The sequence below is a fragment of the Candidatus Cloacimonadota bacterium genome, from assembly GCA_020532085.1.
In the GTDB taxonomy this organism is placed as follows: Bacteria; Cloacimonadota; Cloacimonadia; order Cloacimonadales; family Cloacimonadaceae; genus Syntrophosphaera.
Map to the genome: position 1 here is coordinate 82726 of JAJBAV010000006.1, position 11058 is coordinate 93783.

Below are 11058 nucleotides of genomic sequence, written 5' to 3' on the forward strand. Positions count from 1 at the left end.
AGGGCGCGTATCAGCTGGAGCTAAGGGCCAGGGCAGGCTGTGGCAAAATTTCCACAACCTTGTTTATCCGCCACAGAAACCAACAGGCCCCTGGACTTAGTTACCGAAACCTGGCTTGGCTCAGTTGGTGGTGTAGAACCAGCCGGGGCCGTCCACCAAGGCCACGGCGCAGTTGCCAACCAGGATGTATTCGCCCAGGCCGTTGTCGCCAAATTCATCCACCAGGGTAAATTCCGTCAGGGTTCCCTCCACGGAACGGAAGAAGAGGCTGTGGCTTTGGCCGGGAACGTAATCCGGGATGGGGATGTAGATATAGGGCAGGCTTGCGGCTCCGGCCTGCGTGTAGAAGTTGGGGTCATACTGCGTTCCAGCGGCAGTGCGGAAATCCAGGAAGTAAGCGCTGAGGTGGGGCACGGCGTAATCCACAGCTTCGCTGAGGATGATCCTGGAATTGAGCGGCACGGGGTTTCCGATCAGGGAAGATGGCAGATTCAGTTGCGCCTGGTAGAGGGAAACGATGTGCTCAGCCACGTTGGAGGTGACCTGAGTGGACACGCTCTGATGAGGGTTGGAGTCGATCATGGGGGCGTAGATGGCGTCGCTGGAAAGGAAGAAGCCCACGTGGCCGTCGGCATAGGTGAAATGCCAGGGATCGGCGCCGGTTGTTTGATAATAGGGATAAACGCGGTAAAACTCACCTTCGTAGACGGAGAAGAGCAGGTTTTGAGGCCGGATGTTCTGCCGGAACCTGATCCAGGGCAACTGAGAAACGTAGAAATCGCTGGAGCCGCTCACGGACAGGGACCAGGCCGGCGTAAGCGGGCTGAGGTCATATTGGCTGGCCAGCACGCCATGGGTGTCCGGAACGCTGTTCAAACGGGCGATCTGCAAAACCGGAGTGCCGGAGGGCGCGGCGCTGGCATCTGCGTAATATTCCCAGTCGTAATTGTCGAAGCTCATGCGCGGATAGAGGCGCAGGTTGCTGGCAGTGCCGGGATCGAGTGAGCCGCCGCTGAAGAGGTAGCCGGACCAGGCCGGAGAAACGCTCAGGGCGCCGTCCTGATACATGAAGGTGTTGTGCGCGAACGCGGCCGCGGCTTTGTACCAGGCAAAGCGGGGATGGTCCGCGTCCGGGCTGAAATTGATCAGGTTCTGCAGCGGCGAGGCATGCTTGTAAACCAGGAAGGTGTTGTCCGGCAGGCTGGGGGAGCGTTTTTTGCCCCGGGTGTAGGCCGTGACGCGCAGCAGGGCGTTCTGGGCGGAAAAAACGTAGGGCTGCCCGCTCAGCCAGGGATGGCCGGTCGGCATGGCCACGCTGTATTCGAGGAGCAGCGAACCCCAGGCGGTGTCGGGATCGTTCCAGGAAACATAACCACGGCTGGTCTGGATCGAGGTTTCCGGCTTGAAAAAGGGAAAGCTTTGCTGTTGGCCGGATTCGCCCACCTGACCCAGCAGATAGGTGCCGGAGGAATTCACGCCGCTGTAAACGAAACCGTCGCTCAGGCTGTAGTGGGAGGCGTCGTAAGCGTCGCCGCGGGCTTTGAAATCGATGTGGTCGTTGCCGGAGGAGCGGAAGACCCTGAACAGCCTGGCGTTGGAGCTTTCCGCCAGTTGGTTGCGGAAGCCGAACTCGATCCAGTTGTCTCCGGGCAGGGTTTCCACGGTGCTGTTGCCGCTGCGGAAATCCAGCTGGAAAGCCTGATGCGCGCCGCCCAGGGTGAAGGGCGCGCCGCTGAAATAGGCGGAGATCACGGAAGCTGGGTTGGGAGCGGTATCCAGCCGCAGGGAATGGTTGGGCAGGGCGGTGTCGCGCAGATCCATCCACAAATCCTGCAGGTAAAGTTGGTCGAAACTGCCGTCCAGAGGGAGTTCAAGCGCCGTCTGTTCGCCCAGCGGCGAGAGCAGGAAATACTTGCCGCTGCCCTGCAGAAAGCTGATCAGAACATTGTTTTGCACCACCCAGGTTTCCGGGCCCTGAGCCCAGCCGAACACCTGGCCGCCCTGCAGCCGCACCCATTCCTGCACGAATTTCCGCGCCGGAGGCTGGGACCAGTGCAGGATGGGAGGTGAAACCACATCCGGGACGGATTGGGTCTGCACATCAAGCACCCCGGTATTCAGCGCGAAACCTGGATAAACCGCCTGGACAGCGCTCACGTCGGCATCGCCTAGCTGGGGCAGAAGCTCCAGCCTGGTTTGTCCCGCTGATGTCAGGTAGGCTTGGGGAAACCAGATCTGCAGGCTTCCGGAATCGGAGTAGTGGAGTGCCTCCACGTTCGTGTTGGCCGCTGGGAGGTTGAACACATTGGCGTTTCCGGGACGCTGCGCCTCCACGTCGCCGTTGCCGTCGATCTCAAAATAAACACGGTTGTTGCCGTAGGTTTGCAGCGGCAATTTGTCCGCGTAGAGCATGTACTGGCTGCGCACCACCCAGGCTTCGGCGACGCTTTCGGAGGTGGTAAGGTCGGTGTAGAGGGTGGCAAAGGCGGGAATGGAATCCAGGATGATCTCGGTGCCGTACCGCTCGATGCTGATCCTGTAACAGCGCGTGACCGCCTCCACGCCTTCCGCGAAAGCCAGGCTGTCCCGCTCCAACAGGCTGTCCACCCGGCGCAGGCGAACCACGTCGTTATACCAGAGCTTGTAATCGTGGATGCTCTCCTTGGGGATGTAGAGGTAGGACTTGTCGTTCTCGGAGCCGATCAGATGGTCCTTGTAAACCTTGATCGTGTTTGATGTGACGTATTGGAGGGGATCCAGATGTTCCGGCAAAAGGGAGTTCTCGCGCAGGTTGCAGGAGGCCGCGAACACCGCCAGAAGCAGGAGCAGCGCTCCCAAAAGCTTAGTGCGCGTAGCTGAGTACGCTTTGGAGGAGGTAGTTTTGGCTGGCATCGATTAGTCCTAACTGGCCGTAAAGTGAGAGGCCAAACCCGCTTCCGAGGGGAAGGCTGAGGCCCAGGCCGAGATTGGTGGCGTTGGGATAGAAGGTGTCGAGGGTTACTCCGTAAGGATTGGTCCACCAGGCCAGGTCGCCATGGCTGGAACTGAGGCTCAGGCGCATAGAGCGATAGAGGCGCAGGTCCGCGATCCCGGTGAACACCTGGCCGTTTTGGTCGGTGCTTGCTGAGAGGAAGTCGCGGTAGAGCGCCGAATACATCAGCAGGAGGTTCAGCCGGTCTGTCAAAACTTTGAACCCAAGGTCGGCCTGAGCGGCTGAGAAGACCGGCGCGTAGGTGTAACGAAGCGACAGGAGCGGACCCAGGCGCAGGCCGGCCAGATAGACTTTGCCGGTGGCGGAAGCGCTGCCCTGCCAGGCCGGATAGCTGCCGGCATCCACGCCGCTGAGGAGTTTGGCGCTCAGTTCGAGGTCCAGGGGGTGGAATTGCTTGCCCAATTCGAGGTCCAGGGCGGTGCGGAAATGCTGTCCGGCGATCCGGTATTCCTCGAAACCCATTGCTAGGGAGAGGGTTTTCCGGCGCAGCGAGGCTTTGCCCAAAAAATAGACGTTGCCGTTCTGCTTGTAGCCGAATCCAGCGCTGAAAGCGGAGCGGGTCTTTTCCAGCCAGGGTGTCACACTGAAAGATGCCGGGTTCTTTCTGACAAGGCCTTCCGCGCTGGCGTAGTCACCGGAGTTTAAACAACTCCAGGCCAGGCCGTCAGCGGCAATGGCGGCGCTTACGCTGTTGGGTGCGGCCAGTTTCTGCGCGGACCGGTAGCTGGCTCTGGCTGAAAGCGGCGAGTAGGTTTGCAACAGGGCCAGGCCGCGGTGGTTGAAGATGTCGGGGTTTTTGGGAAAAGCGCGGATCAGGTCAGCGGACCGGTACAGGGTCTCGGGATAGCGGTTCAGGGAATTCAGCGCCCAGAGGCTGCCGGAAGCGGCATCAGCGCTGGCCGGATCTCGCAGGGCCACCTCCTGATAGCGGGCCAGGGCGCTGTCCGGCTGGGCGTTTTGCATGAAGTACCAAGCCAGGGCCAGCCGCTCGGCGTTGTTCTCCGGAAACACGCTCAGATAGCGTTGCGTTTTGCGGATCAGCTCCGGATAGTCCTGCGCCTGAGCGGTGGCGGCAGCCACCACCAGCATGAGCAGCAGGAGAGGCAGCGCTTTCTTCATTGGCTCAGGGTTCGAAGATCCTCTGGTAGTTCGGCAGCAGCTGCGATTGGGGATAATACTTCTTCAGGAAGAGATACTGCTCGCGGGCGGCATCTTCCTGTTCGCTGAGATAGAGGTTGTTCATCAGGTAACCCCGGTTTTCCATGTCCCAAGGCTGCAGGGCGGCGATGCGGGCGAAGAATTCCGCGGCGGTGCCGTAATCCTTGAGCATATAGGCCGCGTAGGCCCCTTTGCCCAGCAGGGCCGCGTTTTCCGGATGCAGTTTGACCTGGGCGCGGCTGTGCTGAAGGGCTTCGGTGTAGCGGGCCAGCGCCAGCAGGGAATTCAGCCGGCCCAGTTGGGCGTCCAGGCTGTCCTGCAGGCGGATGGCGGCTTCATAGGCGCTGGCGGCATCGCCGTAGTTTCCCTGCAGATAGAGCAGCCAGGCCACGCGCACCTGATAGAACGCGTCGTTCGGGGCCGCGGCCAGCAGTTCGCGCGAGATGGCCAGGGCGGTTTCGTATTCGCCGCGGGCCTCGGCCTGGTAGGAAGCGGTGATGTCCCGCTGGGCCAGCAGCGGCAGGGCCGAGATCAGCAGGGCCAGGATGATGAGGATGGTTTTAGGCATGGTCGGTTTCCTCAAGGGTTTGGAGCTTGGTGGCGGTCAGCAAAGTTTTGCCGTTCTGCGCCAGTTCAATGGATTTGAGGCCGTCCCGGCGGGACAGGATGATCCGCGATTGGTTGGTACGGACGGTTATACCCAGCACTTTAAGGGTGGTTTCGCTGGTCTGGACGAGGTCTTTGTCCGCCTGGGCCAGCCTGGAATTGGTGCGCACCCGGATGGGTTGGAAAAAAGGTATCAGGAAGAGGGTCAGGTTTTTCCAGAAGGAATTCATCACCACGGAGAGGCTGGGTTCGTCTTCCCAGGCCAGTTCAGCTTTTTCCGCCCAGGGAATGCGTGAGGCCCCCAAGGCAAAGGCGCTCAGCGCGCTGAGGCGGCGGCTGGAAAGATTTAAGGAGTTGTAGATGCCGTTGTAGATGGAGAATTCCAGGCTGCCGCCGCGGTCGGAATGGAGGCGGTGGATGCCCAGCAGGTCGAGTTCCACGTCCCAGTTTTCGGTGTATTCGGCCCCGCCGCTTTGCACCAGGAAACTCTGCCGCTGGTGGTATCCCAGCTGCAGCAGGTTCGCCAGTTCCTTTTCCGCGATCAGGGGCGAGATCTTCTCACCCTCTTTGGGAATGCCGCTGCCGATGAGTTTATGGACGTCTTTGTTCGCGTGGATCTTGTAGTTCAGCAGATGGCAATAGACGCTTCCGGTGCCGGCCTCCGCCCCTGATTGGGCCTGAAAATGCAGATGGGGGAGGGGTGAACGGCCGGAATTTCCCACCTGGCCGATCTTTTCGCCCTGCTTCACGTAGTCGCCCTCGCTGAACTTGATCGAGCCTTCCTTCAGATGCGCGTATAGCGTGTAGTAGCCCGCCATGTGGTAGATGCTAACGTAGTTTCCCCAGTTGTCCTGGGTGTTGGTGATGCCCACGGGGTTGTCCGCGATGCCGTTCACCACCTTGGCCACATAGCCCGCGGCGGCGGCGTGGACAGGCTTTCCGAAGGCGTAGTGGTCTTTGAGGCTGGTGGGGTCTTCGGCATACTTTTTGCCGTTCACATCCTCGATCTCAAAGTCCCAGGCGTTGGCCCATTCCTTTTGGTGGGTGTAAGCGCCGTTATGGCCCTGGGTCACGGTCCATTCACCGGTCACGGGCAGCAGCAGCTGGGGAATGCCGGTGCTGGAAAAGCGTTTGTAACGGCTCATGTAGGCATCCAGCGCTTTTTCCGGATGCAGGATGCCCACCTCGTTGAGCACCGGTGAACGGTGCGCCACGCGCTGCCGCAAAGCGAAGATGGTGGTAAGCACCACCAGGTTGAAGGGAAAGGCAAACATCGGCACCGTCAGGTGGCTGCCGCGCCCGGGCATGTAATCGGCGTAGAAGTACTTTCCGGCCAGCGCGAAGGCGATCCCGAAGCCAAAGACAGTGGCGATGGCGGCCATCAGATAGGATGATTTGCCGGGGATCAGATAGACTGAACCCACGCTGATGCTGATGAGGATGAGGTTGAAGCCGGGAAAGAACATGCCGTAGGTGGTGCCAATGCTGGCGTATCCCAGCAGCCACCAGCAGATCGCCCAGCCCAGCAGCGAAAGCAGAAAGCCGATGCGGGTTATCAGCAGCAGGATCAGCGCCACGCCTATCCCCACAGCGATATCCGGCACAAACATGATGCTGCCCAGGGAGAGGAAATAATCTTTCCAAAACCACGGCAGATCCAGCTTCAGATCGAAGAGCAGCGGTTTCAGGAAACCCTCGCCGTTGAAATTGCCGCTGCGCACCAGATAGTACCAGACCAGGGTGGCCATGATGGAAAAGGCCAGGCTCATGGAAGGCAGTTTCAGCGCGTTGGTGGTCACGTAATTGAGCACCACATAGAGCAGCAGCGTGGCCAGCGAGGCGATCACGATCATGCCCGCGAAGGCCAGCGGATGCTGCTGCACCCCGCTCAAAGGATAATAGTAGCCGATGGTGAGGGAGATCAGCAGGCTGTTGAAAGCCAAAACCCCACTGCCGCTTTGCCAGTCCTCAAAGCCTGTCAGCCGCGTAACCACCAGTGCCACCAGCAGTCCCAGCAGGCCGGCCAGCCCCACGATCGGCGCCACCAGGGTGAGGGCCAGCAACGCCAGCCCCAGCCACAGGTTGTCCGAAAACATGATGGTGGCATAGCTGTGAGGTATGGCTTTCAGAAAAGGCAGCGCGGCCGCGGTGAATTTGCTCATATCTGTTTCAGGTGTTCGGGGATGGATTCACGCTCGATGATGTCGCTTAATTCTTCTTTTTCGCGGATCAGCTCCGGTTTGCCGGTTTCGCTGATCAGCACCACGCGGGGCCTGTATTCGATGAACTGCATCCACTGGGTGTTGTTGTAGGCGCCCACGGGATGCACGATCACCTGTTCGCCGGTATAGAGGTCAGGGAAGGGCACAGCCTGGCGGATCACGTCGATGTTCATGCACAGCGGGCCGTAGAATACGGTGTTCTGGTATGCCCCGGGGAAGGGACGGGTGGGCAGCACCTTCAATTTGTACCACCAGGCGGTGATCACGGTGTTCACGCCGGCGTCCAGGATGATGGCGCGTTCACCGGTGGGCAGGTTCTTTTTGCCGATCACGGAAGTGATCAGATAGCCCGCTTCGTCGATCAGGGCGCGTCCGGTTTCCAGCACCAGGGTGGGCAGGTTTTCGCTCACGAAGCGCGATTCGTTGAAGGCCGCGCCGATCGCGGAGGCGTACTGGTCATAGGTGGGGGCGGAAAGTTCGCCCGGGGTATACTGCTCGTGGAGGGTGTTCTGCGAGGCAAAGCCGCCGCCGAGGTCGATGTATTTCACCGCCACGCCCAGATCTTCCTGCACCTTCTGCGCCAGGTCCAAGAGGGCTTTGGCCGCCAGGTAATAGGCGTTCGCGTCCAGCATGAAGGTGCCGATGTGGGTGTGCAGGGCCACGATGTTCATCTTTTTGCCGCTCAGCAAACGCTGGATGGCGCGGTAAGCCTCGCCGGTCTCGTAGTTGAAGCCAAACCTCGTCCAGAGCGGATAAACACCTGTGTCCATGTTCACCCGGATGGCCACGTCCGGGATGGTGTCCAGTTCCGTGGCGATCTTTTCGATCAGGTAGAGCTCGTCCAGATGGTCGATCTGGATGCGCGCGCCTTCACGGATGGCCAGTTCCAGCTCTTCCTTCCGCTTGCCCGGGCCGTTGAAAATGATATCCTTGCCCGGCACGCCCAAACGCCGCGCCATCGTGTATTCCATGCCGGAAACCACCTCGGCTTTCGCGCCTTCCTGATGGTAGATGTTGCAGACCGCTCCCAGATAGTTGGTTTTGTAGGACCACGCCATTTCCAGCCGCGGATAGTTCATCTGCATCACTTCGGTGAGGCGCTGATAGCGCCTGCGGATCTGGCTTTCGGAAAACACCAGCAGCGGCGAGCCGTAGCTCTCCACCAGTTTCTTCACCGGAATGCCGTCGATGCTGTCCTGATGGCGCACCACGCTCTTGGCGCCGTACTTGTTCATGGTTCCGGAATAGTTGCGCTCGATGTGGGGCGCTGTGTATGTTTTTTTCATTGTTCTTTACCTCGGATAAGTTCGCTTTGGGCGGAGATCTGGCCCATCACCCCGATCTCGGAGATGATGTCTTCCGCGTGGCGGATGAACAGGGTGCCGGATCTGTAAGGTGGAAGGGGTTCGCAATCCTGGCCCAGGGCTTTCATCACGGTCACCGCGGGCAGGTTTTGCCCAGCGCCTTCGGCCAGGCGCACCCAGGCCGGAAAACGCGGATTTATCTCGATCAGATAGTATTTGTTGTCGTTTCCTTTGATCACTTCCAGTTCGCAGGGGCCGCGCCAGTTCAGCAGCGAGATCACTTTCTCCGCGAAGGCGTCCAGGCCGGGGTTTTGGATCACAACGCCGCCGAAACCCTTGCCCTTGTCCGTGATCACCAGCTTTTTCTGTGGCACCATGCCCAGCATGCCGCCCTGGCCGTCACCCACGATCACCACGTTGAATTCGTCTCCCGGCACCACTTTCTGCAGCAGCAGCGGCAGGCCCCAGCTTTCGGCGATCTCGTGGAAGTATTTCACCGCTTCCTCTTTGTCCCAGGCCTTGTAAGCTTCGTAATACTTGCCCTTCACCATCAGCGGATAGCCCAGTTCCTCGCCGTGTTTGGCGATCTGGCCCGGGTCGCTCACCATCACGGTTTGCGGCACTTCGACGCCCCGGGGCGGGAAGAAGGTGGCCAAAGAGGTCTTGTCACGCAGCAGGAAACAGCGTTCGTCGGGCAGGAAGGTGCGGATGCCGCGCTTGGCGAGTTCCTTTTCCAGCCGGATATAGAGGATCATTTCCGCGTCCAGGGTGGGGATGATCACGTCGATGCCGGTGCGGGCCAGGATCTGGTCGATGCGGCCCAGAAAAGCGTCGGCGCCGGATGATGGATAGGGCATCTGGTAGATCTCGTCTGCCAGTTCGGGCAGATAGATCCCGGATTCCAGCGCGTCATATACCAAGCCAACCACCTTGCCGTTGAAGCCGGCGGCTTTGACCGAGCGGATCACCGGAACCCCCGGCTGGGGATTGTCGCCGGTTTTCAGCCCGCTCACGGCGATGGTAATGTCCAGGGCGCTCAGGTCAGGATTGCGCGGCATCAGAATTCCACCAGGGTGAAAGCTTCCAGCATCAGGGTGTAGTGGTCGAAATCGCTGTCAAAATTGTCCGCGCTGACCTCGTAATCTTCCAGGATCGCCGCGCGGATCTCGTCCTTGCTGTGGCCCGCGGCCAGCATCCTGAGGATGGCCAGGCCAGTTTCGTTGGCGGTGTAGCTATAGCCGCTGCTGGGATCGAAAACAAATCCGTTCTCGTTCATTGCCAGCTGTTTGAGGTTTTCCACGTTCATGTTGAACTCCTCGGTTCAGATTTAAACTCATTTACAAGCCCGTACAGTTCATACCCGTCAAAGGTATAATAACTGCGAAGCTTGTGTCTGCCATCAAGAATTGTTCCAATTCCTGGCTTTAAAATGTTGCGAATCGCCCCACTCAGCGTAGCCGATGCTCTCGCCGATGGACAGGATGCTCTCTTCCAGCGCGGTGCGCGAGGTGAGGGCGTTTTCGTCCAACCCGGGTTTGCCTTCATAGAGCTGGTATCCGTCCCGGTAGCTGGTGTCGGTCACGTTGGGCATGATGATGTTCGCGCCGGCCATGAGCCCCAGTTCCCTGCCGCTGGACATCAGGGCCTGCAGCGCCGTGGTAGAGGCGATGTTCACGTCCCTGAGGGCGATGCGGGTGGCCGCGATCATCTTCAACCCTGCCTCCAGCGCCTGCCGGGGATCGTATGAGGGGATCAGATGCGCCAAAGGCGTTTCGTGATGGGGAATGAAAGGCCCCATGCCGATCATGTCGATATCCTCATCATAAAAGAAGAGAATGTCGTCGGCCAGGTGTTCCGCCGTCTGGCCCGGCAGCCCGATCATCACTCCGGTGCCGGTTTGGTAGCCAACTCTTCTCAGCGTCCGCAGGCACTCCAGACGATTCTTAAAAGAGTGATCTGCAGGATGCAGGGTCTTGTATAATACGGGGTTTGATTCTTCTATCCTCAGCAGATACCTGTGAGCGCCAGCCTCAAACCATTGGCGGTAAACATCTTCCGTTTGCTCTCCCAGGGACAGTGTGATGCCCAGTTCGCCCCGGCTGAGTTCTTTGATGGCTATCAGGATCTCTGTGATGAAGTCCGTCCAGGCCTTGTCTTCGCGCTCCCCGGCCTGGATCACCAGCGAGCCGTAACGCTGCTCCCAGCACCAGCGGGCTTCGCTGATAACTTCCTCCCTGCTGATCTGGTAGCGCCGCACGTGCGGATTGCCGCTGCGAATGCCGCAGTAATAACAGTTTTTCGCGCAGATGTTGCTCAGCTCGATCAGGCCCCGGAAATACACTTTGGTTCCCACCTGCTGTTTTTTCACCTCGTAGGCGCGTGCATAGAGCTCTTCCATCTCCGCCGGATCGGTCAGAGTGAGCATTCTTATCAGTTCATCACGGTTGGGGCGCATGCAAATCATCCTTTTTCATTTGAATGGGGCAGCCATCCGGATCTTGGGACAGGGAACAACCGCCAAACATGACATAATAAACCATACTTGGCAAAAAACCACCTTTGGCTCCCAATATCAATACGGTATCAATACGGAATCAATACGGATTTCATCCGTAATGATTCCGTATTGATACCGTATTGATATTGGGAGCGATGTCTCGTCCTAAAAAAGTTGACACATCCATCAACTTAAAGGAGTGAGAAAAATGGAAGACAAGAAACCCGTAAATCGTTACAGCATGGCTTTCAAATTGCGTGTTGTGGATGATGTCGAAAG

At 59.0% G+C, this 11058-nt stretch carries 8 protein-coding genes; all 8 read right to left on the minus strand.

The window, feature by feature from the left end:
- Window positions 1–120: 120 nt before the first annotated feature.
- On the minus strand, window positions 121–2892 hold the full coding sequence (locus LHW45_02930; protein MCB5284529.1) for a hypothetical protein: 2772 nt from the start codon (window positions 2890–2892) through the stop codon (window positions 121–123).
- Window positions 2843–4111 (minus strand): hypothetical protein, encoded by a 1269-nt coding sequence (locus LHW45_02935; GenBank protein MCB5284530.1) that lies wholly within the window; start codon window positions 4109–4111, stop codon window positions 2843–2845. The genes LHW45_02930 and LHW45_02935 overlap by 50 nt, the downstream gene beginning before the upstream one ends.
- Before the next feature lie 4 nt (window positions 4112–4115).
- Complete coding sequence (locus tag LHW45_02940; GenBank protein ID MCB5284531.1) at window positions 4116–4718, minus strand: hypothetical protein; 603 nt, start codon at window positions 4716–4718, stop codon at window positions 4116–4118.
- Window positions 4711–6918, minus strand: coding sequence for an urea transporter (locus tag LHW45_02945; GenBank protein MCB5284532.1), 2208 nt, complete (start codon window positions 6916–6918; stop codon window positions 4711–4713). The genes LHW45_02940 and LHW45_02945 overlap by 8 nt, the downstream gene beginning before the upstream one ends.
- Window positions 6915–8264, minus strand: a complete 1350-nt coding sequence (locus tag LHW45_02950) for an alanine racemase (GenBank protein MCB5284533.1) — start codon at window positions 8262–8264, stop codon at window positions 6915–6917. The genes LHW45_02945 and LHW45_02950 overlap by 4 nt, the downstream gene beginning before the upstream one ends.
- Window positions 8261–9340: an ATP-grasp domain-containing protein gene (locus LHW45_02955; protein MCB5284534.1), complete on the minus strand. Its 1080-nt coding sequence runs from the start codon at window positions 9338–9340 to the stop codon at window positions 8261–8263. The genes LHW45_02950 and LHW45_02955 overlap by 4 nt, the downstream gene beginning before the upstream one ends.
- On the minus strand, window positions 9340–9588 hold the full coding sequence (locus LHW45_02960) for a PqqD family protein (GenBank protein ID MCB5284535.1): 249 nt from the start codon (window positions 9586–9588) through the stop codon (window positions 9340–9342). Before LHW45_02960 ends, LHW45_02955 begins: the two co-directional genes overlap by 1 nt.
- A 93-nt stretch (window positions 9589–9681) precedes the next feature.
- Entirely contained in the window at window positions 9682–10737 is a 1056-nt protein-coding gene (gene hydE, locus LHW45_02965) for a [FeFe] hydrogenase H-cluster radical SAM maturase HydE (protein MCB5284536.1), read from the minus strand.
- Window positions 10738–11058: the final 321 nt, after the last annotated feature.

Coding starts and splice junctions, on each gene's coding strand:
- LHW45_02940 (MCB5284531.1), bottom strand. CDS start 4,718: ATGCCTAAAACCATCCTCATCATCCTGGCCCTGCTGATCTCGGCCCTG.
- hydE (MCB5284536.1), bottom strand. CDS start 10,737: ATGCGCCCCAACCGTGATGAACTGATAAGAATGCTCACTCTGACCGAT.
- LHW45_02930 (MCB5284529.1), bottom strand. CDS start 2,892: ATGCCAGCCAAAACTACCTCCTCCAAAGCGTACTCAGCTACGCGCACT.
- LHW45_02935 (MCB5284530.1), bottom strand. CDS start 4,111: ATGAAGAAAGCGCTGCCTCTCCTGCTGCTCATGCTGGTGGTGGCTGCC.
- LHW45_02945 (MCB5284532.1), bottom strand. CDS start 6,918: ATGAGCAAATTCACCGCGGCCGCGCTGCCTTTTCTGAAAGCCATACCT.
- LHW45_02960 (MCB5284535.1), bottom strand. CDS start 9,588: ATGAACGTGGAAAACCTCAAACAGCTGGCAATGAACGAGAACGGATTT.
- LHW45_02950 (MCB5284533.1), bottom strand. CDS start 8,264: ATGAAAAAAACATACACAGCGCCCCACATCGAGCGCAACTATTCCGGA.
- LHW45_02955 (MCB5284534.1), bottom strand. CDS start 9,340: ATGCCGCGCAATCCTGACCTGAGCGCCCTGGACATTACCATCGCCGTG.